This window comes from Bradyrhizobium sp. (assembly GCF_049519115.1).
GTDB lineage: Bacteria > Pseudomonadota > Alphaproteobacteria > Rhizobiales > Xanthobacteraceae > Bradyrhizobium.
Genome location: NZ_JBEKRB010000030.1, coordinates 38,881 through 63,026 on the forward strand (window position 1 = coordinate 38,881; position 24,146 = coordinate 63,026).

A 24,146-nucleotide genomic window follows, 5' to 3' on the forward strand; every position below is an offset into this window, starting at 1 on the left:
GATAAGCTTGGCTTATTTCGAAGTGTTCTCTGCCTTCCGGGCGAAGCGGCTGGCGATATAGGACAGGATGCAGCCGAACAGCCAGAAGGCGCCGATGGCCCAGATGGCGGGCCAGGCCCAATTCGCTTCCGGTCTGAAGAAGAGCGTCAGTAGCGCCAGCGAAATCCCGATCGCCGAGAGACAGGCGGCCACGACAAAAATGCCGACAAAGATGCCGACACCGGCCAGCGACGATCGCGGCTTCCTATTCCGGGGACGCGCCATCAGGAGCGGCGGAACAATCCAGGTTGCGATGGCAAGGATCCCGGCACCAATATCAATCGTACGACCGGAGGCGGGTAAGAATATCTCGCAGATCAAGCCGATCATTGTCACGATCAGTGCTGTCATGGCGATCGGTTTGATGACTTCCACGCGAAGCGATGCCTCCCGCAAGCGAACGCGCGAAGTGCAGCGTCGATCACGGTTCGTCGCACCCGTGACGCGACCGGTTCATCCCACTTGCTTGTAGAGGCCAGCGATCCAGAGGCGCCCTTAAGTGGCGCCCTATTGCCGTCGCGGCGGCGCCGCCGGCGGAGGCGTCGGCGTCGAGGCGGAAGCCGCGGCCGGCGAAGTCGAGTTGCCCGCGCCGAACAGCAGACGGGTCGGATTGCGGTCGAGATTGTTCACCGCGCGGCTGATATCGCCGAGCGTGCGGCGGCCGTCAGACATCAGCGCGCCGGAGCGCTTGTCGAAGTCTTCCGCGAGTTCCCGGATCGATTGCACGGTCAGGAACAACTCCCCGCCATCCTTGCCGCCGGCGAGCCTGTTGAGGCCCACCATCAGACTGTCGGCCTTGCCCATCACGCCATCGACCTTGGCCATGACGTCGTCGATCTTCTGGGCGTTGCGCGACAGGGCGCCAGTGAAGACCTCCAAATTATGCAGCGAGTTTTTCACCGCCTCCTGATTGTCGGCGACCACGCGGTTGATGTTCTGCAGGGTGCCGCGGATCGCCTCCGTGACGTCCTGGAGCGCGTTTGGATCGGCGGTCAGCACCGGGATGCCATCCTCGGCGAGCGGCACCGGCGGCGCGGCCTCCTCGCCGCCCTTGAGCGAGATCGCGGCCACGCCGGTCAGGCCCTGAAACTCGAGGCCCACGAGGGTGTCCTTGCGGAGTGGCGTATTGTTTTCGACCATGGCCAGTGCGACCACGCGACGCGGGTTGTCGAGTTTGACTGAGATGACTTCACCCACCCGAATACCGTTAAAATTGACGCTACCGCCGTTCCGCAGGCCGGCGGCGGGACCTTCGAATACGATGCGCAAAGGGCTGCGCAATTTGGTGGTGTGAAGGCTCTGGAACCACAGCACGAATCCGAACGCGGCGGCGATCACGGCGAGCGTGAACGATCCGATCAGAACGTAATTCGCCCGCGTTTCCATTACCCAACTCCGAAACCGACCAAAACGAGCCCAAGAAGTAAAAAGAGAAGCAAAAGAAGCGGCGTAAAATGCGTTCGTGAACGATCCCGAGAACTACCCCAAAGAACTATCCCATCACCGCGCGGGCGCGTTTGCCGTGGAAATAGGCCCTCAACCAGGGATGCTGCGAGGCCTGCATGTCGGCCATCGATCCTGCGGCAATGATCTTACCGTTCCCTAAAACGGCAATCCGGTCGCACGCCGTATAAAGGCTGTCGAGATCGTGGGTTACCATGAAAACGGTCAGGCCCAAAGTCCGCTGCAGCGTTCTCACCAGCTCGTCGAAGTCGCCGGCGCCGATCGGATCGAGGCCCGAGGTCGGTTCATCCAGAAATACCAGCTCCGGATCGAGCGCGAGCGCCCGCGCCAGCGCCACGCGCTTGATCATGCCGCCAGAGAGTTCCGACGGGAAACGATCGGCGACCTCGGGGCGCAATCCGACCATGCCGAGCTTGGCGATGGTGATCTCGTCGAGCAGGCGCTGGGTGACGTCGAGATATTCGCGCACCGGAAACTGGATGTTCTGCCGCACCGTCAGCGAGGAAAACAGCGCGCCCTGCTGGAACAGAATGCCCCAGCGCCGCTCGACCGCGCGCCGCTGTGACGCGCTGGCCGTATCGAGATCGACGCCGAACACCTCGATCCGCCCAGAAGTCTTCGGCACGAGGCCAATGATGGTGCGCGTCAGGACCGATTTGCCGGCGCCGGAAGGACCGACAAAGCCTAAGATTTCGCCGCGCCTGACGTCGAGGTTGAGACCGTCGAGCACCTTGGTCTTGCCGAACTGCACCGAGATATCGCGCACCCGGATGATCGCATCCTGATCCGGGATTTGGGCTGGGACTTGAGTTGAGACTTGGGCTTGAGCCTGGCCAACCATCGTCACATCCCGATCGAGGCAAAGAAGATCGCGAATACACCGTCCATCACGATCACGAAGAAGATTCCCTTCACGACCGACGACGTCGTGTGCTGACCGAGCGATTCCGCGCTGCCCTGCACCGCCAGCCCCTCGACACAGGCGACGATCCCGATCACCGCCGCCATGACAGGCGCCTTGATGATGCCGACGGTAAAGTGGTCGATCGAGATTGCGTCGCGCAACCTTAGCAAAAACGCTTCCGGATCAACCCCGCCATAGAGCCAGGCCACCAGCCCGCCGCCGTAAAGCGCGGCGATCGCGCCGAGAAACGCCAGGATCGGCAGCGCCAGCACCAAGGCCAGCATCCGCGGCAGGATCAGCACCTCGATCGGATCGAAACCCATGGTGCGCAGCGCATCGATTTCCTCCCGCATCTTCATCGAGCCGAGCTCGGCGGTGTAGGCGCTTCCCGAACGCCCGGCGACCATGATCGCAACCAGAAGCACGCCGATCTCGCGCAATACCAGCACGCCCAGCATGTCGACCACGAAGATATCCGCGCCGAACCTGCGGAAGTGGAAGATTCCCTGCTGGGAGATGATGCAGCCGATCAAAAACGTGATCAGGACGACGATCGGCACCGCACGCCAGCAGACCTGCTCCAGGTGATGCACGGTCGAGGTCAGGCGAAAGCTCCTCGGGTGGATCAGGACCCGGAAGCTTGCGGCCAGCACCGCCCCTAGCATGTCGACGAGGCTGAGGATGGTGCCGCTGATCCCGGCCATGGTGCGACCGACCTGATCCAGAATACCCGTGACCGTCACCGAGGTGACGTCGGGCGCGGGTATCGCCTTCACGCGGCGCACTTCATCGACAAGACTGGAGTAATCCGCCGACAATCCAGCGATCTTCGCCTCGACGCCGCCCTGGGTCAGGCTGCGGCGCAGCCGCTCGATCAGCCAGGCGCCAAAGGTGTCGAGCTTGGAGACCCGCGAGACGTCGATGAAGACGTTCGACGACTTTCCCCTCAGCCTTTCGGCGTCCGAGACGATCTGCTCGAGTTCGGAGGCAAAGCGCGCGATCCAGGGGCCTGTGGCGGATAGCGCCAGACTGTTCCCCTGTGCGATACGCTCCAATGTCGGGTCGCCGTTCACGATTCCAACTCCCGCGCTGCTTCGCCTGTTGGTGAAGAAGAGGAAATTCCAGCAACGCTCTGATAAATTTACAGAACCGGCCCAGCCATACATAATAGGTCGCGGCGGGCAAGCGGCACGTTCAGATTGGCGAGATATAATAAAATGACTTCCGGCAATGTGCCAACGCTTGACGCGAGAATCGAGCGCTGGCCGATCGAGGGCAACTTCACCATCAGCCGCGGCGCCAAGACCGAAGCGGTCGTGGTCGTGGCGGATGTAACCCAAGGTAACACGACCGGACGCGGCGAATGCGTGCCCTACCCGCGTTATGGCGAGACGCCGGAGGCGACGCTCGCCGCGATCCTCAGCATAAAGGACGCGATCGGCCGTGGCCTCAACCGGGAAGCCTTGCAGGCGGCGATGCCGCCTTCGGCCGCCCGCAATGCGCTGGATTGCGCCCTGCTCGACCTCGAAGCCAAGCAAATCGGCATCCGCATTTGGGATCGGCTCGGCCGCCTCGCCCCCCACCCTTGTGTTACCGCCTATACCATCTCGCTCGGCTCGCCGGAGACGATGGCGGCCGCCACCGCGAAGGCCGCGCATCGGCCGCTCCTCAAGATCAAGCTCGGCGGCGATGGCGACGGGATGCGAATTGCCGCCGTGCGCAAGGCCGCGCCTGATTCCGAACTCATCGTTGATGCCAATGAGGCCTGGACCGAGGCCAATCTCGAGCAAAACCTGGCCGCCTGTGCGAACGCCGGCGTCACATTGGTCGAGCAGCCGCTGCCCGCCGGTCAGGACCGGCGGCTCGCCCATTTCAAGCGGCCGATCGCAGTCTGCGCCGACGAGAGCGTCCACGACCGCGCCTCCTTGGGCACGCTTCGTGAACGCTACGATGCGGTCAACATCAAGCTCGACAAGACCGGCGGGTTGACGGAAGCGCTCGCCATGGCGGATGCGGCGATAGCGCAAGGCTTCGACATCATGGTCGGCTGCATGGTGGCGACGTCGTTGTCGATGGCGCCCGCCATGCTGCTGGCGCAGCAGGCCCGCTTTGTCGACCTCGACGGCCCGCTGCTGCTCAAGCACGACCGCGACGGCGGCCTGCGCTACGACGGCAGTCTGGTCTATCCGCCAGAAGCCGCACTCTGGGGGTGAGACTTAATGCGTCGCCGCGCCGACCACATCACGGCCGCACCCGACAGCGCCATCACGGCCATCGCGTAGTAGGCACCCTGCCCGTAGCGGGCATAGATCGCGCCCGAGACAATGGAGGCGGTTGAGGCGACGATGCCGCCGCAGGCCGCCAGATAACCTTGCGCGCGCGTGACCACCGGCATCGGCACATGCCGCACCATCAGTCCCATGATGCCGACCTGCGTCAGCCCGAAGCTCACCCCGTGCGCGAGCTGAACCACGGCCAGCACCGCGACCGGCGGCTCCTGCGCCGTGATCAGCCAGCGCAGCATGGCGCCGACGCCTCCGATCACCACCAGCGTCGAGGGGTGCAAGGTGAATCGCGGCGACAACGCAAAGACCGCGATTTCGGCCACGACGCCGAGGGCCCAGAGCGCTGCGATCGTCAAGCCGCCGAGCCCGGCAAGCTGCCAGGTGATCGAGCCGAAGACATAATAGGTGGAGTGGCTGCCTTGAATCAGTGCGGAAGCGGCAATGATGGCGAGGAATCGGGGATCGCGCAGCAATGCGCTAGTGCCGCCGATTTGAAGTTCCTGCACCGCAAGCGGCGAATCCGCCCCAGGAACTTCAAATCGAGAAGCGGCACTAGAATTATAAGCTTGCTCGTGCCCATGACTTTCCGAAGTTCGTGAAAGGTGCGCGCTGCGACGAAATACGAACTTCGGAAAGTGGGCACGAGTGCCGGGTTGCATCGGGGCCTGCGCTTGACGGCTTTCCAGCGGCTGCAAGCCGAAACCAACCAGCGCGGCAAGCGCGCCGGCCGCCACGATGATCCAGATCAGGTGCTCGGCCGCCATCATGCCGGCCAACAGGCCACAGCCGAGCGCGCCGACGATAAAGGCCGCCGAGCCCCATAGCCGCAGCGGCCCGTAGTCGAGGCCGTATTTTGCTACCCCCCGCAGGGCATAGGCATCCGTCAGCGGCACTGTCGGCGTCCATGACGCGGCGGTGACGGCATAGGCCAGGAACACGGCGAGCGGCAGATGTTGTGTGCCGATCACGGCAAAACCGAAGGTCGTCATGACCGCGGTTGCCTTCATCGCGCCGCGCACGGCGCCGCGGCGTTCGGCAAGGCCCGTAACCATCGGCAGGACGGTAAACCGTGTCACGGCCGGGACCGCCGAAATGACGCCGATCCAGGCCGCATCGATCCCGACCGCGCGCAGCCAGACTGGAAAGAACGGCAGATGACAGCCTATCAGGGCGAAGATCGCCCCGTAGAACAATGCGAGCCGGCTCGCGAATCGCTTCGACTGGCGTGATGATGTGATGGGGATTTGTGATTCGGATGGCATCAATTCAATTGCGATTCGGGCGGGTTCGTGGTGATCGTAAGCCTTAGCGCGATAGTTCAAGTCGAATCACTATCGCGCATAAAGATTGTTGTCTGAGCATGATCTTTTCGGAAAATCGGGTCCCACTTTTCCGGATCATGCTCTAGCGCAATGATATGCGCGCATGAGCTAGCTATGGCCGACGAAGCATTCGCCCTGTCTCCGATCTCCGCGCGCGCGGCCCAGCCGAGCGAGGCGGACTACGACGCCATTCAAGAGGCGTTCATGGAGACCTCGCGGGGACGCTGGTTCCTCGGCGAGTATGCCAAACGCAACCGCAACGCCGACACCAAAATGGTGCTCGACGCCGTGGCGCGGATCGAGGGGACGCTGGCGGCACAGAAACTGCCGGAACCGGAGCCCGAGCGCGATCCCCTGCTCGACCAGATGCTGACATCGTTCCGCGACGCGCTGACGGAAGCGCGACACGCCGCAACGACCGCCGTCGGCGATCTGGCGCTGGAGCAAAATCTCGCGCCGGTGCGCAAGGGCGCCCGCGTCGTCCGCGAGATCGCCTGGCGTTTGCGCGAAATCGGCGCCGACGGCCGGATCTGCGACCTGATCGATAGCCAGGTCCTCGTCATCGAAAACGCCGCCGGAAAACTCAACTCCGCCGATCTTGCCGCAGACTTGCATGGGGCCTTTGACCGGATCGAGGAGAAAATCGCAAGTTTCGATGCTGACGGGACGGCCGCTGCCCATCCGGCCGTGGCCGAAGAAACGCCGATGGCCGAGGCGTCGAGCGAGCCGGCAGATGCCTTCGATGCCAATGACGAAGCCATGCTTGACATGATCGCGATGGAGATGGCCGCGCCCGATACGGACGAAGCCTACGAGACCAATCTCGAAGAGCTCCAGATAAGCGACATGCAGGTCGCGGAAGCGCAAGTTCTCGCATCGCGTGACGGAACGGTCAGCGAGAGCGTGGCGGCCTACGAGATCGAAGTCACTTTTCCCGAATCCGGCGATACGGATGACGAGCCGGTCGTGGCGACAACCTTGCCGGTGGTGACGCTGCTTCAGCCTGCGCCCGAAGGCGAACCGGAGCCCGAGACAGCCAAGACCGAGGCTGCCAAGACCGAGGCTGCCAAGACCGAGGCTGCCAAGACCGAGGCTGCCAAGACGGAAACGGCCAAGACCGAGACAGCCAAGCTCGAGGCGACGAAGCCTGAACCCGAGCTTGAGCCATCGCTCGGCTCAAGCCTGCTCGCCAATGGCATCGTGACGCGGCCACGCGCCTCGCGACCCGATCCTCTCGCCCCGATCCGGCGCATGAGCCAGACCGAGAAGATCGCGTTCTTTTCCTGATCGGGAAAGCGCAAACATACCAGCCGTCACTTCATCGGGAAGTGCACCATGGTGACGCCACCGGAGGCGTAGTTCGGCACGTCGCCCGCAACCGCCTGACCTTCCTTCGACCCGAACGCATCCATCATCGCCGCCTCGCTCTCGAAGTCGGCCTCGAAGATGCAGAAGTATGGCGCGTTGCCAGGCCCCATCGGCTTCACGTCGAACGAATAGCGGGCGTTTTTGATGCCGGGTATTTTGTTCGCGAGCGGCACATGCGTCTCGACATAGTACTTCTTGAAATGGGCAGGGTCTTTGGGTTCGTTATAGAGAACGAGCAGCCGGTGCATGACATACCTCCCGATTTTTTCTGAGCCTTTAAAGACGACCATAGCAGACTTGCGAGGCTTTCTGGAGGCAGCCGTAACCAATCCGGCCTTCAGCCGATCAGGCGCGCGTAGAGATCGGAATCGACATTGCCACCGGACAAAACGATCACGATCGTCTTCCCTTTGGCGTCGATGCGGCCGGCGAGCAGCGCTGCGAGGCCGACCGCCCCGCCCGGCTCGACCACGAGCTTGAGCTCGCGAAAAGCGAAGGCAACGGCGGCGCCGACTTCGGCCTCCGTCGCGGTGACGCCCTGGGCGAGCAATTTGCCGTTGATGGCAAAAGTGATCTCGCCGGGGATCGCCGCCATCAGTGCGTCGCAGATGGTGCGCCCTTCGGCCTTGTGGGCCTCACGCCGCCCGGCGCGCAGCGAGCGGGCGTGATCGTCGAACGCTTCGGGCTCGGCCGACATCACCTGGGCCTGCGGAAAGCGCGCTTTCACCGCGGTCGCAACGCCCGCAATCAGGCCGCCGCCGGAAACCGGCGCCACCACGATATCGGGCGCAATGCCGAGCGCGGCCAGGTCCTCGCAGATTTCGCGTCCCACGGTGCCCTGCCCCGCGATCACCTTCGGATCGTCATACGGCGGCACCAGCGTCGCACCGCGCGGGCCGGCAATATCGCGGGCGATCGCCTCGCGGTCCTCGCGGTCGCGGTCGTACAACACGACCTCGGCGCCATAGGATTTGGTGCGCTCACGCTTCAACAAAGGTGAATCCGCCGGCATCACGATAGTGGCGGGCATGTTGAGGATTTTGGCGGCGGCCGCGACCCCTTGCGCGTGATTGCCGGAGGAAAACGCCACCACGCCGCCCTTGCGCGCGTCTTGCGGTATCGACGACAACTTGTTGAAAGCGCCGCGGAATTTGAACGAGCCGGTTCGTTGCAGGATTTCCGGTTTCAAGAATACCTTGGCGCCGACGCGCTCGCAAAGCACCGGCGGCGACAATAGCGGCGTTCGAACCGCATATTGCGCTATGGCTTTGGCCGCAGCGTCGATATCTGCGGAACTCACGGGCAGATGAGACAGAGGTTCGTTCATGAGCGCAATTTTAACGCTTCTCGCACGAGGACGGCAAGGCACACCCTTGTGTTCCACTACCTAGCTGTTCCCCTATGCCACGAAGCGCGGCTCCTCCGATAGCACAGGCATGGCCTCGGATTGCGGTCGAAAGCCGTTGAAATCGGCCATGTTCTCGATAAAGGCGCGGGCTGACGCCTCCCAGGTATAACGAGCGGCAAATTCCAGGCAGTCCTGCCGGGAAATCCGCAGCGCCTCAAGACAGGCCTTTTGGAGATCGTCGTTCAAGACACCGACCGGCGCTTGGCCGATCACATCCCGCGGACCGGCCACCGGGAAAGCCGCCACCGGCGTGCCGCTCGCCAGCGCCTCCAGCAGCACGAGGCCGAACGTGTCGGTCTTGCTCGGGAACACGAACACGTCGGCCGCGGCATAGCTCTTGGCCAGTTCCTCGCCCTGCTGCGCGCCGAGAAACACCGCTTGCGGATAGTTGCGCATCAGGCTCGCCCTTGCCGGCCCGTCGCCGACGATGACCTTGGTGCCCGGCAAATCGAGATCGAGAAACGCTTCGAGATTTTTCTCAACCGCGACGCGACCCACGCAGAGAAACACCGGGCGCGTCAAACCGAGATCGGCCTCGCGCGGATGAAACAGCGTGGTGTCGACGCCGCGCGGCCACAGCACCACATTGCGAAAGCCGCGGCTGCGCAACTCGTTCGCCAGCGCCGGCGTGGCCGCCATCACGGCCGCACTATCGCGATGAAATCGCCGCAGCATGGCCCAGACCCAGGATTCGCGAACCGGCAGCCGCGCCGAGACGTAGTCGGGAAAGCGGGTGTGGAAGCTGGTCGTGAACGGCAGTTTATGTTTTCGGCAATAGCGGCGCACCGCAAGCCCGATCGGGCCTTCGGTCGCGATATGAATGCTGTCGGGATGCGCATCCTCGATCAGGCGGGCGACTTTCGCAGCCCACGGTAACGCGAGGCGCAGGCCCGGATAGCTCGGCATCGCAAAGGTGCGAAACGATTGCGGGGTGAGGAACGCGATCTCGGCGTGATGCGCCTTCGCCGCTTCCGCCGTCATCGCCAGCGTCCGCACCACACCGTTGACCTGCGGGTGCCAAGCGTCGGTCGCGATGAGGATTTTCATCAGAGCATGATCCGGAAAAGTGTGAAGCGGTTTTCCGAGGAGATCATGCTCATCAAAAACCTAAGCCGCGGCGCGCGCCGCGACCGAAGGAACAGGGGCGGTCCGGCTCATCGGATCGGTCCAGGTGATGATTTCGAAACGACCGTCCTCGTGCTCGACCAACGCGGTGCAGCTTTCGACCCAGTCGCCGCAATTCATGTAGCGAATGCCGTGATAGTTGTCGCGGATGACGGCGTAATGGATGTGACCGCAGATCACGCCATCGGCGCTGTGGCGGCGCGCTTCGGCGGCAAGCGCGGTCTCGAACGCGCCGATGTAGTTCACCGCATTCTTGACCTTCTGCTTCGCCCATTGCGACAGCGACCAATAGGGCACGCCGAAAGCGCGGCGGAAGAAGTTGACCAGGCGGTTCATCTGGATCGCGAAGTCGTAGGCCTTGTCGCCGAGATGGGCGAGCCAGCGCGCGTTCTGCACCACGAGGTCGAAGATATCGCCGTGGATGACGAGATAGCGCCGGCCGTCGATGCCGGTATGGATGGTGTTTTCCAGCACCTCGATGCCGCCGAAATGCGTGCCGTAATAGTTGCGCAGGAACTCGTCGTGATTGCCGGGGATGTAAATGACGCGAGCGCCCTTGCGCACCTTGCGCAGCATTTTTTGTACGAAGTCATTATGCGATTGCGGCCAGTGCCAGCTCGACTTCAGCGCCCAGCCGTCGACGATGTCGCCGACGAGATAGATCGTGTCGGCGTCGTGGACGCGCAGGAAATCCAGCAGCTTGTCGGCCTGCGAACCGCGCGCTCCGAGATGCACGTCGGAAATAAAAAGGGTGCGAAAACGCCGCTCCGGCTGGTCTTCACTCATCAGGTCACTTCCCATGCGCGCGCCTACCAGATTCCGATGACACTTCCATGACTGCTTCCATCCGGTGTCCCAACCGAATCGAAACGTTGCTGATTATGACTTGCGATAACAGCCGCTTGCGACAGTGAGGCGACATCGACGAGGCTCCACTCAATCAAACACGGTTAACGCCGCGCTCGCCCGATCAGAGCCACGAATCCGCGCTTCCCGCGACACAATGCGCCCGAGTTCTGCACACAGATTAAGCCACTCCGAGAACAGAGGGCGCAGGGAAAGCCGGGTGCCCAGTGCACCCGCAGCCTTGCGTGTAAAAGTGGAAAACACGCAAGTTAGTCACCATAGGTTCACCGGAAATCCCCGGCCTTCCCTGCGCGAATGGTTTTAACGGTTGCTCCGCGCTCTTGGTGATCGGGCTTTGTTGCCACCGTCCCCGCGCAATGCAAAGCATCGTCACCAAGTTGACATCAGCGTCGAGATGACAGGACCACACGGCCATATATTGATGTCTGGCAGTGGCTGGTGAAGGCCGGAGAAGGCAACAAAGCCCGTTAAAATAAGGGGTTTTCGTTATTACCTGATTCGGGCGGCTTCATCACACTTCGCGAATCTAGGGCCGGGCACTTTTGCTCAAATCACTGAGGAGCTAAAACAATGGCGGACAACATCACGACTGGCGGACGAAAGAGCAGCGTCATCCTGACCGACCGCCTGTGCGAAACAAGGGTCGCCAAGCGGACCAAGACCTACGACCGCAAGTGTCCCGGCCTCTATCTCAGCGTCACCAGCGGCGGCGCGGCGACCTTCTCATTCAAGTTTACCGACCGGGAGACCGGCAAGCAGCGTACCGCGTGGCTCGGCGTCAATAATCCAGAGACCTCACGGTTGAGGATGCCCGTAGCAAGGTCTATGGCCTAGCGGCTGAGACCGAAGTTGGATTGCGCGTGGTACTTGACGATCTAAAATCCGCCGTTGACACAGTAGCTCGCGGTGAGCAGCAGATTAGAATCGGAAAGCCGGAGGTAATCGCGGCGACACCGCCCGCCCGCGTGCCTCCGAAAGATCATTTCACTTACACCACTCCGACCCACGCTCCTGCATATCGTGGAGAGGTTCGTCGATCATGACGCTATCAGGTCCAAGTTGGTCGCCTTCAACGTTCCTCAAGCGATACGTCGCCGTCGCACCGTCCAGTGTTGATGCCGAGACACGGTCCGTTTCCTGCATCATCTCGACGGGCGCGCCGGTCGTCCGTTTTTATGGCATCGAATTATTGGAAATATCGCGGGCTGCGATTGACACTAGCCGAGTGGTCTCTGGCTTGTGTCCGGTTTTAGATTCGCATCAGGCCGGAAGCATCGGCGCCGCGCTTGGTATTGTCACCGAGACTTGGATCAAGTCAGGCGCGCTATGGGGTCGGCTTCAACTGAATGAGACACCACAAGGCGATCTTGCATTCGGTATGATCCGTCGTGGTGAACTTAACGGCGTCAGCGCTGGATATCGAGTTAATCGCTGGCGTGTCAAAAACGACAATGGCGAAACAATCGATGCAGAGAACACATATTGGAACGACGGCGATCACTTAACGTTCATCGCCGAACGGTGGGAGCTTTTGGAGTGCTCCTGTGTGAACATAGCAGCCGACTCTGGCAGTGGATTTCGCGACGAGCCACACGCTAATGCAAACACCATCGAGGATATTCGCGCGCGGATGGGAGCGCGCCAAAGGATGCACGACCGCATGTCGCTTCTCTACCGCGATATCGGCGACCTGCAATGACGCTTTTAAAACCAAACCGACGCACCCGCTCGCATCCGAAAGCAAAATGAAGCCACGTGGCTCAGCAACTTCAAAATTCTGGCTTAGCTCGCCTCACAGCTGAGCTGCTTACGTTTCCGTGGTGGATGCAGTGGGGCACCGGCGTTGGTGCTGCCAAGACAGCCGATACGGTCACCGTCGTTGGCACGACAGAGGCACGTGTTCAGGCTGCCACTGTGCAAGGCACGATGGTCGCCATCGACGACACCATCACCTTCAGCGCGACCATCACAGCGTTGGAAAGCGTAGCCATCAGCGAGGTCGGGATTTTCGATTCCGCAGGAACGGGTAGCCCACCGACAGGCGGCATTATGGATGTCTATGCTGACTTCCCTTTAAAAAATTTAAATCAAGGCGATTCGTTGAATTACGCGATCACGCTGACATTCGGTTAAGGGAACCAGTTTTGGCTCATCGCTTTCTTCACAGCGAAATCCTCATTTCGGCAGCCGGACGTACTACTTTTGAGCGACGCAACGTTTTGTGAGTTGTGGAGAAAGTGAGCAAAATTGACCGGTGGGTCGTTGTTGCGACGAGGCATCATGACTTCACCTGAATCAAGCTTTCCGGCTCAACCCAGTAAGAAGGAAGCCCATAGCGCATCGCATACGACAACGAGCTGCTGGTCACACCAATTCAACAATAAAAAAACGGAAGATGAGCCTATGCCAACTTTTCAAGTATTTTCTGATCCGAGCCTGATTGCGATCAGGGCGCGCTCCTGTCCCAAGTGCTTAGGTCCGATGGTCTTGGCAAGCATCAAACCCTCACTGGTCGGATGGGAGTTGCACACCTTTGTTGGCGTCAATTGCGATCACGTCGACAAGGTGGTCACCGAGATCAATCCACCCCGAAATGTTGATCGAGCTGAGCCGTCTGCGGCCAGACCCTAGCGTGCTCGTGAGCGAGTAGCTTCAAAACAGTACGCCGCTTCGTTTCATCGGTCGTCTCAGCCAAAACCTTGCGGTAGTGGATAAGATTTTGTTCGTGAATATAACGCTCCATGGTCGGACCTCGAAGGTTTACTTCCGTCGAAGAGTGAGCTTGCGCTCTAGCAAATCCATGAGTTGATCCTCATCCGTTGTTATTCCGTCCCGTATTTTTGTCGTTCTTCCGGCTCGAAATCTGCGGTCGCAAGCTTTAGCCAAGCGATATTGAACGCTTCAAGCTTTCCATTTATATCGCCTTGTACGTGAACAAGAGCATCATCGGACATTGTTAATCTCCGCGACCAAATAAGATCGGAGTTTCGGTCGAACGAGACCGCGAAAGTGGCCTTGTCTTCAAGGTTGAGATCGAAGCCTCGTCTAAAAGCGGATTCGACGATAGCTTCGGAAACTACCTACATTCGGGCTGCTCAAGCAGCATCCGCTGCAGGCTGCATCGCATGCCTACGCTCGGGGAAGATTTAAACCCTACAACGGCTGAAACGATGGAAAACGAAAAGAACCCAGACCGCTCAAACGTCCATTACATCGCGCGTCCCGAGCCCCCCAAGCGCCTTGTGAGCCGTCCGCGTGTAGTGATGGGCTTACTATTGATCGCCGCTATCCCGATCTTCATTAGCCTCGCGAACAAGGCCGTGCATGAAAACGCGGAGGCAATCCAGCATAGTTTGGGTCGATAGGATTGTGGAAGTTCCACCCTCAAAGGGTGGCCTGCGCTTCCGTGGTAGACATTTCAGCGGCTAAGCGGTTTCGGCCCGGCGTGGTCATGCGGAACCTGCCCTTATTATCGGCCAGATAGCCCAGTGCGATCAGCCGGACGCTATGTTCGGGAGGGTCGCCGGGGCGGCGCCGTACGTAGAGGGTGCAGCAATCAAAAGCAGCGACGCGAACTCTTCATCGGTAAGCATTTTCGCTTCTCCGGCCACGAATCTTCATCATCACTAACTTAAGACGGGCTTTAGGAAGTCCGCCTGTTCAATTTTGCTCGTGTCGGCAAATAAAGCCGACTTTGTTATGTAAACCAGTGCACACACGGGAGCGTTTCACTTGCGCAAAGCCTAGGGAGAATATCCGACGCGATGCATAGAAGAATTCCGAATGAGGCGACCCTCATTCCGGCGGCTCTAATCCCTTGGAATTGGCCCAATCGTCGAGATGGGAGGCGACCTCCGCCTGACGTGCGTTCGTGAGCAGCGCTTTCTTCACCCGGAGGCAAAAGTAAAGCCTTCTCGCGAACCTCATTTGCGTATAGCGCGAGCCGGTCTTTAAGCGACAGTTGTTTGGAACGGTGGCGCATGACGAGGTTTATTCGCTCTCATCCTCTCCGCGCCGAAGGCAGAATAGGACAACGAAAAACCCCGCTCGGGTTGTGGTCGAGCGGGGTTTCGTAACCAGTGAGGTATGCCGGTGTTCAAGCGGCACCCGTATTTTTACGGGCAAAAACGAATGCCGAGTTAACGCTGATATCGAGCGACCATTGGCGACGCGCGACAATGCATCCATCATTTCGTAAACACGCGACATGAAAGACCTAAAGATACAGCTGGAAAAGCTCCTGACCGATGTTGAGGACTGCGACCTCATCGGCAGATTGGCCACCAACGCGGCCAAGCGCGAGGCATTCAAGAAATTGGCGGCCCAGCTTCGTGCCGCCGCTACCGAGATCGAGGCGACTATCGCGCAGCGAGTTCAAGCCGGAGACGCGTAAATCCGAGCGGCGACTAATCGAAGCAAAATCTCACTGTCTCATCGGGTTGGCCCACCGCTCGGCCGTGTTGAAGGCGACCACGCTGACAGGGTTGTCGTATTGCCCTGAGAGCAGGTCGGTGATCGTGGTTTCCAGATCGGCCCGCTCGGGTTGGTCTCGCAATAGGATTGGCCCAACGGGCCGTAATCGCAGAGCACGAGGTAGACGGTTTGATCGTTACCGTTTAGCACGATTGACGGGGTCCAACCCCGACGCATACGCAACTCCCTTGGATGCAGCACCGGGGGATTTAAGCACGAAATCGGGGATCGATCCTGCACAAAAAGGGACGCCAGCATCTCGGCGGCGTCGTAACAGTCGCAGCGCCTCGCTGCGTGGCTTTCATTGTGCCGTCGCGGCTGCACGTTATCGTGAATTTCTCGCGTCGATCTTGACCGACTGACTCCCCCCGTCACCGGCCATTTTTCAGATTTCCGCGAGAGGGGTCGCTGGGTGTTCCCCCACACCCAAGCGGCCCCGACCAATTCGAGCCAAGAATGTACCGAAGATGAACCGCTCCTGCGGCGGCCGTTCATCACCGCTGAAGTAACTCTAGTCATCGGCGAAGGGTTTGCTTACGGCCAACATGAACCCGGATGCGGCTCGTTACGACAACCAACCAGTTCAGGTAAAAAGGAGCGAGACGGTGGCTGCCAAAGAAAGTCCGATCCCAACACCAAACTCCGAAGAGACGGAAAGTTTAACTGTCAGGTACGCCGAATTGCTCCGCCTTCGGCAGGAGGTTCGTCAAGCGGAAGCACGGACCGTGCCGCACCCGCACTTCGGCCAACCTCAAACTAACCGGAATCATCGATTAAGAATTTTATCCTAGTGTCTGTTCGTCGCGGGATCGTATCGCGTACCGCGACCATTGGTGACTACCGTGACGGTCCAGCGCATGGGATGAGGCTCCGTCACCGAACGGACTATTCCCGTGACTGGTAACTCCGTTTAACATCACAGTGGCCTTCACGCCCGATATTGAGCGAAGCGGCACCGTCGGGCTTCGGTAGGATAATCGGAACTTTTCCGCGAGAGCGGTATTGTCGTACATCGCCGCCCTGTTCACGGTATTCCATCGGTGACAGAGAGTGTTGTGCTCCCGCCTTAAATGACGGAGCAGCACGGTGTCCATCTCCCCACATGTCCAAGGTTCGAAGGAGTTCGATCCGCTAGCCTTTCTTAGTAAGGCCGCGGCTGGACGGACAATCCAGCGATACCGAAAAAATCAGAAGATTTTCAGTCAAGGAGACGTTGCAGATGCGGTCTTTTTCATTCGTAGCGGCAAGGTCAAGATCACAGTCTTATCCGAACACGGGAAGGAAGCCGTCATCGGCTTTTTGACAGAGAGACAGTTCTTCGGAGAAGGATGTCTTGACGGGTCGAAATTACGCGGCGCAACGAGCCACGCCATGGAAGAGTGCGTGATCACATCCATAACAAGGACCGCAATGCTTGCGGCCTTAGCGAAAGAACCGAAGTTTTCGACGTTTTTCTTGACTTATCTGTTGGCGCGAAACAGCCGGATCGAGGACGATCTGATCGACCAATTGTTCAATTCTAGCGAAAGACGCCTCGCTCGCCTTCTTCTGCTTTTGGCGAACTTCGGCAAGGAAGGCGGTCCAATGCCTATCCCGGTGACCCTCAGCCAAGAAACGCTAGCGGAAACGATCGGGACCACTCGATCACGAGTGAGCTTCTTCATGAACAAATTTAGAAAAAAAGGTTTCATAAATTACAACGGAAAAATCGAGGTTCGTCGCTCGCTTTTGGACGCCGTGTTGCGGGACAAACCTCAGATACGTGAGGACGAGTAATGGTCCGCCGCCAACCAGCGTTCCACAGATCGAAATAATTTCAGAGGGGTGTTCTATATTGAGAAGTATGTCGGGCACTTGGGTGTACCTCACATCACCGGCATCTGTAAAAGCATAATGCAATTCACGAATTATGAACTCGCTTGGAATCCGTCGCGCCGGGAATCCAACCGGACGGTTGTGGCAAACTTAACTTGCAAAATTTGACTGGTTGCGACGGCAATCTTCAGCGATCAGCGCCTTCACGCCGCTGCCTGATCTTACTCGGCAAAACTATTGAACGGGACAAGGCAGCGGTTCTGCGGCGTGGAGTGTCTGCAAAACACCAATGGAAATTATACGGGATAGATATTTATCTTGCCAAAACGACGTAGACACTTTGGCAGCACCGGGTTTATCGGGGAATGGCTTACAATTGATTGCATCGATGACGGTCACATGCGGGACGCTAATTGAAACGGAGTGCGAAATGGATGATCACAAAACGGGCTCGCGACCACGCCGCATGCTCAATGAAAAACAGGTGCTTGAGATCGTCCCTTATAGCTCCGTGACGCTTTATCGAATGGATAAGCGCGGCGAATTTCCGAGATCGACCTATATCAGCCCGGACCGCAGGATATGGTTTGAGGATGAAATTGCGACTTGGCAAAAAGAGATCAATGGCCGACGCCGCAGCCAGATGAAGGCAACTGAAAGCCGGTGACTGCTTGGAAAATTAGTGCCTATTAGAGCCTGCCGATTTTGGGCAGGCTTTTTCTTTAGAATACAAGTTTCGATAATGGATTGAGATTTATACGTTTTATCTGATTTATGATCGGTGAAAAAGTTCTGGACAATCAGGACCACACGACTTCGCCGTCCGCTTCAGAGTCGCCCGTCTTGCGACGCTGCCGCGTCCACCGCATCCCGCCCAACGTTCGTGACGATAGCCAACGTCCCTCTCTCGGGTCAGACGGCGGTGATTCTGCCGGTGATTTGACGAAACGATCAATCGCGTGATCTGCGGCGAATTAACACGACGGGCAAATCAGTCGAGATCGAGGAATTCGTGTCAACTGCACAGCAATTGCTAAGCGTCAACCATTGTAAGTTTTGAACCTTCCCCGCACGTAGGCCTGGGAAACGGCCTGCATCAATTCGCAGACTTCCGATTCCGGAAACTCGTTGGCGACGATCATCGCCTTGAGCGCGGCGCGCACGTCGCCATCACAGGCCGCTATCGCCTGACGCGTTGCAGCCGATGACACGTCGGACGACCACAGCCGGGCCCATCTTTGCCTGCGACAAGTGCGATGCCGATGATCCGATGATCCGATGAAGACGGATCAAGAGCGAGCTTCAACCGCCGAAGTCGTGTTCAAGTAAGAACCGGGACGTTGCAGGTCTCGCAATGGAAGTCGGGACCGTATTCGGTCTGCACAACCTTAAAGCCATTTGGTGCGTTGGTATCGGGTCGCTTTCGCCCTACTTGTGGATTTGGCGCGGCGCTCTGCGACATGAGGTGTTCCAAGTTGACTGCATGACAGGAATGTTCTCATTTTGTTCTCATGGAGTCAAGCGCCCCAAAACGCCGATTTCCCCCGCCCTGGCGCGTCGAACAGGCGAGCGCTGACACCTATTGCGTTCGTGACGCGAACGGCATCCGGCTCGCCACCATCCAATGCCGAGACGATTTGCAGAAATCGTCCTGGGGTCACCAACATCTGACATCCGACGAAGCCCGGCGCATCGCCAAGGCCATCGCGCGGCTGCCTGAATTCCTGATGCAACGGCACGGCTTCTACGCGCGCGGTGGCGGCGGTCGATGGAAACCAAGCCGTCCCTATCATGTCGCTCTGGAAGACAGCTACGTCAGGGCGCACTGGGACGAGATCGACGCGCTGTGCAAGTTGAACAGCATCCCGTTCAATGCGACCGGCGAGAGGATTCGCGATGGCGGCTTATGGTGTGTTTACGAGTTCTCCTGGCAGATGGACGCGATACAGTTCTGGGATCGGTTTGAAGGCCGCTGGCTACGCGGAAGTGAGTTTATCTACCCGGAGCGGCCGAAGGATTTGCCGAAACTAAAGCCGCTCGAAAACTGGCCGAAGTTCGATCCACGCAAGGCCAGATAGGTTCATTGCCGACATGATCGATCCAGCGGCTGACGTCCGCTTTCGGCGCTGCAACTGACGCCGCCGTCACGCAGACGGAAGTCCGTTCTTGGGCACCGGAACTGACATCCGTGATGTGCGATGCGATTCCGGCAGCCGTCAAATCCAGTCGACACCGAAGTCGATTCCAAGGGCCAGCAGGCAGACTGACGCAAACAATCCAATGCAGCTCAGCAGAAGGATCGTCTTGAATGAATGATCGTCACCTTCTTCAGCAGACGCAATCGTAGCAGTCGGTGTAAAAGATAAATCGGTCACGGCAACCACCCTGAAAATGTCTTCGGATAAAGGCGGTTGTTGTAGCATGGGAAGGTTTACGCTCGATGGCGCGGTTCCGCCATTTCAGTTCCATCGTTATTATTCTGGAAAGACTTGCTGAGAAAGCAATCCAGCAAGCACAATCTGCCCGACGCCAACGCCAGATCGGCAATTTCTTAGTCAAATTTTAAGAGCGAAGTGGTTAATAAACAACTTTCAGTGATTCACTTTCCAAGGCCGGGGAACATTTCGTGCTGGCAAAATTATCTATCAGTACCAAGCTTTTCGCGATCGTCTCATTTTTGTTCCTGATCATCGCCGTTATCGGCGGATTTGCATTCCTGCAGATGAGCGCGATCAACGGCGCTGCGCACGAGATCCAGACGCATTGGCTGCCAAGCGTTCGATGGATCGGCGAGATGCGGACACAGTCGGCACGGCTTCGCGCCGTGCTCCGCGATCATCTCGTCGTAACAGATGCGGAACGCGCCGACGTCGACAAGAATCTCGAGGCCCGCAAGACCGACTTTGAAAAGGCTGCGAAGTCATATCGTCCGCTGGTCTCGTCTTCCACAGAGCGAGAACTCGCCGATCAACTCGATCGGCAATGGCAAGAATTCATTGTAGGGGCCGCAGAGGTGCGGACGTTCGCTGTCAAGGGTGATCTCGCGCAAGCCAAGCAAATCAACGCCGACAAGGTGGTTCCGGTCGGCCGCGCAATGGACAAGACGCTCGCCGGGCTGGTGGATTTCAACGACAAAGGCGCCGAAACGGCCGGACAGAGTGCTGACGCAACCTACTGGCGCGCCATCTACCTGATGAGCACAATCCTTCTCTTTGCAATGATCTTCGGAATCGGCGCGGCGGCTTTCGTATCGCAAGACATTCGCCGCGGCATCGGCTCAATCCTGAAGCCAATGGGCCGGCTGGTCGATGGCGAGTTGACGGTCGATATTCCTCATCAGGGTGAAACGACCGAAATCGGCCAGATCGCCACCGGCCTTCAGACTTTCAAGGACGCGCTGATCGCAAAAAAAGCCTCGGACGAGGCGGCCGATGCGGAAAAAGCGCTCAATCTGGCGCGTGCGCAACGTATCAGCGCCGCCACGAGGGACTTCCAGGCGATGGTTGGCGAGATGGTCGGCTCGCTCGCGGGCGCATCAACCGAGCTCGAAGCTTCCGCCACGACGCTGTCCTCGACCGCGGACCATGCGCAGGGATTGGCGACGATGGTCGCAGCAGCGTCGGAGGAAGCTTCCACCAATGTGCAGTCGGTCGCCTCGGCAACTGAAGAACTAAGCTCCTCGATCAACGAAATCAGCCGGCAAGTTCAGGAATCCGCGCGCATGGCGTCGACCGCCGTCGACGAGGCCGGTGCGACCAACGGCCGTGTCGAGCAATTGGCAAAGGCGGCGTCCCGGATCGGCGACGTGGTCGAACTGATCAATGCCATTGCCGGTCAAACCAATCTGCTTGCCTTGAATGCCACCATTGAAGCAGCGCGCGCCGGCGAGGCCGGCCGTGGCTTTGCCGTCGTTGCAGCCGAGGTCAAAGCACTGGCGGATCAGACCGCAAAGGCGACCAACGAGATTGGTCAACAAGTGATCGACATCCAGGCAGCGACCAAAGAGTCGGTCGGCGCGATCAAGGAAATCAGCGGGACCATCGAGAAGTTGTCGGAAATATCGTCGGCGATCGCCGCAGCCGTCGAACAGCAGGGCGCCGCGACGCAGGAGATTTCCCGCAACGTCCAGCAAGCGGCACAAGGTACCCATCAGGTATCTTCTCATGTGGCCGACGTGCAGCGTGGCGCCGGCGAAACCGGACTCGCCTCATCTCAGGTTCTGTCTGCAGCTCAGTCAGTTGCCAGCGAGAGTGTTCGTCTCAAAAGCCAGGTCGAAAAATTTCTAAGCGCCGTGCGCGCTGCTTGATCCATACACTGGGAGCCGAACCGGACAACCCAAATCAGACTGAAGCGCCTCGACAAATCGAGATTTTGGCGCATGCGATTTTGATACCTTTGAGGCCGGCAAAATCGGGCTCGACGTTCGGTCAATCCCGACGCCTCGGCAGATCTCCTACCAATGACCTCTCCGACGACCCCAGTATCCGCCGCCGCCAAACAACAACAACAAAACAACGATAATGAGGATCAAATCCATAGGAAGTCTCCTTGGTGGGAATGACTTCAAATGGAACGGCCCGTCGCGAACTAAGTTCCGCTCGTGCGAAAGAAGCTATGATCTGGCCTCGAAAATTCGAAGACTCAATTCCGCAGAATGGCGGTACGCCGGAAATTCAACTAAGGGAAGAAGTGTCAAATTCGCACGACGCCCCGGCCGCGACATCGAAACAGAAAATTTCCTTGAACGGCTAACCGGCGAGTAACCGCCGCGACATATGGCGTCAGGCGCGCAGGGCATTGTTCATCTCAGCCCCTCATCATACGGTCGGCGATGGAGGCGCAAATACGATGTCATTTGGAAAGAGACGGCCGCCTATTTCGGGACGCGCTATTTTAGTGTTGCGATATAATCCGCGATATCGGCGGCATCAGCCCGACTGAGCGATAAGCTCGGCATGTTTGGATGCGGACTGAGCACGAAAAACGCAAGCTGGTTCGCATCAAAGCCCGGCCTTTTTGCAAGGGACGCAAATGGTGGTGCCTGATCGTTTGCAAGTTTCTGGTCGCGTGCCACAACGTGGCAACTTGAACACCAGCGATTTGCGAGGGTTTTGCCATTTGCGCCATCGGCAGCAAATGATGCCGTCGATCCGAAATTGGCGACGGCGCAACAGCCGACCAGGAGCATTTTTCGGGACGTTCGATGTAGAGATTTCAACATTATAACGCTCCCTATCCGTGTCGGATGATTTGATGTTTTTGAGCGACCTTGCGGCGTCACACATGGCAGGCCTAATTGCGCCTAACCGAAAGCAAGCCGTCAACTGAGGGCGGCCCTTCTACGCTCGTTACGACTTCTGGTTTTTATGACTTCCGGTTTTTGGCGCGCCAGTCGGCAAACTTGGCTTCTTCTTAGGCAAGCATCTGACGGAGAACGCCGGTCTTATGATCGTTGGTCTCTTGAGAGAGAAGGCGGCGGTAGCGAGCGATGTTCGCCTTAAAGATGAAGTCCGGCACAGGCGCTTTCCCCGAGTGCGTAGCCCTGTTCCCTTATCGTGGGAATAGCGAGTCACTTTTTAGTTCTGCGTAGGGCTATCTCGACTTCTGTGGAGGCGCCTGACGGCGGGGCCGCTAGCGCAGTCCGCCGCCTTCCGCATTATCACTTCTGCTCGACGCCCTCGATCGCGACCCCGCGGGGGCTGGCATATTTATCGGTCATGGTCGATGCCGCCGGTCATCAAAAATTTCCTTTAACGGCTAACCGGCGGGTAACCGCCGCGACATTTGGCGTCAGTCGCGTAGCGCAGTGTTTATATCGGCCCCTCATCATACGGTCGGTGATGGAGGCGCAATACGATGTCCATTTGGAAAGAGACGGCTGTTGCTGTGCCGGCACTGGCGGCTTTGCTATTTGTTAGCCATGCCTATTTCGGCTCGGATGAAATTCAATCGATGAGCACTCCCACGACCTGGCTGGGCGGCGTGACAATTCCGGCTGAGCGCTTTATCGCAAAGCAGTTGATTGCGGGTCGTGCGTCGAATGCCGACGAAGACTCCCTGTCGTTGGCGCAAAAGCCCGCGAGCGAGCTAACTCCGCAGGCGCGGATCAGAAGCGTCTTTGCCCAATTCGGCCCGAGTGGCGCTCGTTCCGCAACCTAGTTTCTTCGGACCAGTGCCCGCGCGCCGGCAATTACATCGCGCAACGATGGAAGGTCATCTGCATTCCCTCAAAATCCGGATCCTGGAAAATTCGGGACACGCTGTTGTCATCGAGGATTTTTATTTGCAGATGAATGCTCGACGCCATGATTTCCGAGGCGCACGCCGCATGAAGATCGATGGTGTCACCGGCCTCTTTCCTCGACTTGATGGTGCAACGGGCGGCTTTGCCTTTGAGCTCGTTTCCGGCCGCGACAAAGCCGCCACCGAACTCTTCGGAAAACTGAGCAAAATTGATTTGATCGCCCTTTTTGACGAAGACTTTGCTGCATTGGTCAGCGCTCGTCGCCCAGGCCCCCGTCAAATCGAAGGCCTGCGCCTGCGAAGATAGAAGAAACCCGCTGCAAGGAAGCAAGGCACACAATCCGGTTGATCGGCTCAAGTTGAACATTGCTTCAACTCCTTTGGGGACCAGGGACGTCTCGGTTCGGTAGCACCAAATCACTGGTCCAGGATGAGCAATATTGCTCAGACACGCCAAAGGCAGTCGGCTACCGTGGGCGCCCCCTCATACTCAGGGAGAGCGCGATGGTGAGACGCCTGATGATCTCCGTATTGCTAGCTGCAAGCTTCGTTGGAAGCTTCGTCGCCCTGACCACAACGGAAACGAACGCCATCGTCTGTGCTCGCGGAGTGTACCGGGCAGGATGCGTCGGCGGAGTTGGGGTTGTTCATCCTGGAGTACGTCGGGTCGGAATTCATCGCAGGGTTTGGCGCAGATAAATGTCAGGGCACCTGACACGTTTCGTATAAAGACCCGCGGCGGCTCTATCGCTTCCGATCTTGGTCATGCGACAATTATCGAAAATTTCCGCTCTGAAATTGATCGACTTTAAACGTCCGGCAGCGCTGTTGAT

Annotated in this window: 28 protein-coding genes; 12 read left to right on the top strand and 16 right to left on the bottom strand. The window is 58.7% G+C overall.

Features of this window, described 5'->3' with window-relative positions; genetic code table 11:
• Positions 1–12 precede the first annotated feature (12 nt).
• The 4 genes from ABSE61_RS21420 to ABSE61_RS21435 form a co-directional block, all read right to left on the bottom strand.
• Complete coding sequence (locus tag ABSE61_RS21420) at positions 13–414, bottom strand: hypothetical protein (protein ID WP_423873133.1); 402 nt, start codon at positions 412–414, stop codon at positions 13–15.
• Positions 415–546: 132 nt separating this feature from the next.
• On the bottom strand, positions 547–1,425 hold the full coding sequence (locus tag ABSE61_RS21425; protein WP_423873134.1) for an MlaD family protein: 879 nt from the start codon (positions 1,423–1,425) through the stop codon (positions 547–549).
• A gap of 106 nt (positions 1,426–1,531) precedes the next feature.
• A complete protein-coding gene (locus ABSE61_RS21430) occupies positions 1,532–2,344 on the bottom strand; it encodes an ABC transporter ATP-binding protein (RefSeq protein WP_423873135.1) in 813 nt (270 codons plus the stop codon).
• Between the two features lie 2 nt (positions 2,345–2,346).
• The gene (locus ABSE61_RS21435; protein WP_423873136.1) at positions 2,347–3,480 is read right to left on the bottom strand and encodes an MlaE family ABC transporter permease; all 1,134 of its coding nucleotides are present in this window, start codon (positions 3,478–3,480) and stop codon (positions 2,347–2,349) included.
• A gap of 144 nt (positions 3,481–3,624) precedes the next feature.
• Between ABSE61_RS21435 and dgcA the strand changes: the two genes are divergently transcribed.
• Positions 3,625–4,620, top strand: a complete 996-nt coding sequence (dgcA, locus tag ABSE61_RS21440) for an N-acetyl-D-Glu racemase DgcA (RefSeq protein ID WP_423873137.1) — start codon at positions 3,625–3,627, stop codon at positions 4,618–4,620.
• On the opposite strand, the gene ABSE61_RS21445 is transcribed toward dgcA, so the two are convergent.
• Positions 4,590–5,954: an MFS transporter gene (locus tag ABSE61_RS21445; protein WP_423873138.1), complete on the bottom strand. Its 1,365-nt coding sequence runs from the start codon at positions 5,952–5,954 to the stop codon at positions 4,590–4,592. The genes dgcA and ABSE61_RS21445 overlap by 31 nt on opposite strands.
• Positions 5,955–6,128: 174 nt before the next feature.
• Between ABSE61_RS21445 and ABSE61_RS21450 the strand changes: the two genes are divergently transcribed.
• A complete protein-coding gene (locus ABSE61_RS21450) occupies positions 6,129–7,301 on the top strand; it encodes a hypothetical protein (RefSeq protein ID WP_423873139.1) in 1,173 nt (390 codons plus the stop codon).
• A gap of 26 nt (positions 7,302–7,327) precedes the next feature.
• Here ABSE61_RS21450 and ABSE61_RS21455 read toward each other — a convergent pair whose 3' ends face one another.
• The 4 genes from ABSE61_RS21455 to ABSE61_RS21470 form a co-directional block, all read right to left on the bottom strand.
• Positions 7,328–7,630 (bottom strand): EthD family reductase, encoded by a 303-nt coding sequence (locus ABSE61_RS21455; RefSeq protein ID WP_423873140.1) that lies wholly within the window; start codon positions 7,628–7,630, stop codon positions 7,328–7,330.
• Positions 7,631–7,719: 89 nt separating this feature from the next.
• The gene (locus tag ABSE61_RS21460) at positions 7,720–8,709 is read right to left on the bottom strand and encodes a threonine/serine dehydratase family protein (RefSeq protein WP_423873141.1); all 990 of its coding nucleotides are present in this window, start codon (positions 8,707–8,709) and stop codon (positions 7,720–7,722) included.
• Positions 8,710–8,781: 72 nt separating this feature from the next.
• Positions 8,782–9,837 (bottom strand): glycosyltransferase family 4 protein, encoded by a 1,056-nt coding sequence (locus tag ABSE61_RS21465; RefSeq protein ID WP_423873142.1) that lies wholly within the window; start codon positions 9,835–9,837, stop codon positions 8,782–8,784.
• Positions 9,838–9,897: 60 nt separating this feature from the next.
• Positions 9,898–10,701 carry a UDP-2,3-diacylglucosamine diphosphatase gene (locus ABSE61_RS21470; protein WP_423873143.1) on the bottom strand — a complete coding sequence of 268 codons (804 nt, stop codon included), beginning with the start codon at positions 10,699–10,701 and terminating at the stop codon, positions 9,898–9,900.
• Between the two features lie 651 nt (positions 10,702–11,352).
• Between ABSE61_RS21470 and ABSE61_RS21475 the strand changes: the two genes are divergently transcribed.
• From ABSE61_RS21475 to ABSE61_RS21485, 3 genes are all read left to right on the top strand, one after another.
• Complete coding sequence (locus ABSE61_RS21475) at positions 11,353–11,616, top strand: hypothetical protein (protein ID WP_423873144.1); 264 nt, start codon at positions 11,353–11,355, stop codon at positions 11,614–11,616.
• 205 nt (positions 11,617–11,821) lie between these two features.
• A complete protein-coding gene (locus tag ABSE61_RS21480; protein ID WP_423873145.1) occupies positions 11,822–12,481 on the top strand; it encodes an HK97 family phage prohead protease in 660 nt (219 codons plus the stop codon).
• 56 nt (positions 12,482–12,537) lie between these two features.
• Positions 12,538–12,915: a hypothetical protein gene (locus ABSE61_RS21485; protein ID WP_423873146.1), complete on the top strand. Its 378-nt coding sequence runs from the start codon at positions 12,538–12,540 to the stop codon at positions 12,913–12,915.
• Positions 12,916–13,360: 445 nt separating this feature from the next.
• Here ABSE61_RS21485 and ABSE61_RS21490 read toward each other — a convergent pair whose 3' ends face one another.
• Together ABSE61_RS21490 and ABSE61_RS21495 are read right to left on the bottom strand one after the other, a co-directional pair.
• The gene (locus ABSE61_RS21490; protein WP_423873147.1) at positions 13,361–13,525 is read right to left on the bottom strand and encodes a hypothetical protein; all 165 of its coding nucleotides are present in this window, start codon (positions 13,523–13,525) and stop codon (positions 13,361–13,363) included.
• 79 nt (positions 13,526–13,604) lie between these two features.
• The gene (locus ABSE61_RS21495) at positions 13,605–13,736 is read right to left on the bottom strand and encodes a hypothetical protein (protein WP_423873148.1); all 132 of its coding nucleotides are present in this window, start codon (positions 13,734–13,736) and stop codon (positions 13,605–13,607) included.
• A 1,253-nt stretch (positions 13,737–14,989) separates the two neighbouring features.
• Here ABSE61_RS21495 and ABSE61_RS21500 point away from each other — a divergent pair.
• Positions 14,990–15,175, top strand: coding sequence for a hypothetical protein (locus tag ABSE61_RS21500; protein ID WP_423873149.1), 186 nt, complete (start codon positions 14,990–14,992; stop codon positions 15,173–15,175).
• A gap of 30 nt (positions 15,176–15,205) precedes the next feature.
• Here the strand turns inward: ABSE61_RS21500 and ABSE61_RS21505 are convergent, their stop codons facing one another.
• Positions 15,206–15,337 carry a hypothetical protein gene (locus ABSE61_RS21505; RefSeq protein ID WP_423873150.1) on the bottom strand — a complete coding sequence of 44 codons (132 nt, stop codon included), beginning with the start codon at positions 15,335–15,337 and terminating at the stop codon, positions 15,206–15,208.
• Between the two features lie 1,004 nt (positions 15,338–16,341).
• Between ABSE61_RS21505 and ABSE61_RS21510 the strand changes: the two genes are divergently transcribed.
• Both ABSE61_RS21510 and ABSE61_RS21515 read left to right on the top strand, forming a co-directional pair.
• Positions 16,342–17,031, top strand: coding sequence for a Crp/Fnr family transcriptional regulator (locus tag ABSE61_RS21510; RefSeq protein WP_423873151.1), 690 nt, complete (start codon positions 16,342–16,344; stop codon positions 17,029–17,031).
• Positions 17,032–17,500: 469 nt separating this feature from the next.
• On the top strand, positions 17,501–17,737 hold the full coding sequence (locus ABSE61_RS21515; protein ID WP_423873152.1) for a helix-turn-helix transcriptional regulator: 237 nt from the start codon (positions 17,501–17,503) through the stop codon (positions 17,735–17,737).
• 373 nt (positions 17,738–18,110) lie between these two features.
• On the opposite strand, the gene ABSE61_RS21520 is transcribed toward ABSE61_RS21515, so the two are convergent.
• The gene (locus ABSE61_RS21520; protein WP_423873153.1) at positions 18,111–18,281 is read right to left on the bottom strand and encodes a hypothetical protein; all 171 of its coding nucleotides are present in this window, start codon (positions 18,279–18,281) and stop codon (positions 18,111–18,113) included.
• Between the two features lie 426 nt (positions 18,282–18,707).
• Between ABSE61_RS21520 and ABSE61_RS21525 the strand changes: the two genes are divergently transcribed.
• On the top strand, positions 18,708–19,148 hold the full coding sequence (locus ABSE61_RS21525) for a hypothetical protein (protein WP_423873154.1): 441 nt from the start codon (positions 18,708–18,710) through the stop codon (positions 19,146–19,148).
• A gap of 138 nt (positions 19,149–19,286) precedes the next feature.
• Here the strand turns inward: ABSE61_RS21525 and ABSE61_RS21530 are convergent, their stop codons facing one another.
• A complete protein-coding gene (locus ABSE61_RS21530; protein WP_423873155.1) occupies positions 19,287–19,445 on the bottom strand; it encodes a hypothetical protein in 159 nt (52 codons plus the stop codon).
• A 251-nt stretch (positions 19,446–19,696) separates the two neighbouring features.
• Here ABSE61_RS21530 and ABSE61_RS21535 point away from each other — a divergent pair, with 251 nt between their 5' ends.
• Positions 19,697–21,376 (top strand): methyl-accepting chemotaxis protein, encoded by a 1,680-nt coding sequence (locus ABSE61_RS21535; protein WP_423873156.1) that lies wholly within the window; start codon positions 19,697–19,699, stop codon positions 21,374–21,376.
• 147 nt (positions 21,377–21,523) lie between these two features.
• On the opposite strand, the gene ABSE61_RS21540 is transcribed toward ABSE61_RS21535, so the two are convergent.
• Complete coding sequence (locus tag ABSE61_RS21540) at positions 21,524–21,607, bottom strand: DUF3309 family protein (protein WP_423873210.1); 84 nt, start codon at positions 21,605–21,607, stop codon at positions 21,524–21,526.
• Between the two features lie 351 nt (positions 21,608–21,958).
• Entirely contained in the window at positions 21,959–22,291 is a 333-nt protein-coding gene (locus ABSE61_RS21545) for a c-type cytochrome (RefSeq protein ID WP_423873157.1), read from the bottom strand.
• Positions 22,292–22,956: 665 nt separating this feature from the next.
• Between ABSE61_RS21545 and ABSE61_RS21550 the strand changes: the two genes are divergently transcribed.
• Positions 22,957–23,229 carry a hypothetical protein gene (locus tag ABSE61_RS21550; RefSeq protein WP_423873158.1) on the top strand — a complete coding sequence of 91 codons (273 nt, stop codon included), beginning with the start codon at positions 22,957–22,959 and terminating at the stop codon, positions 23,227–23,229.
• 46 nt (positions 23,230–23,275) lie between these two features.
• A complete protein-coding gene (locus ABSE61_RS21555) occupies positions 23,276–23,620 on the top strand; it encodes a hypothetical protein (protein ID WP_423873159.1) in 345 nt (114 codons plus the stop codon).
• Positions 23,621–24,146 lie beyond the last annotated feature (526 nt).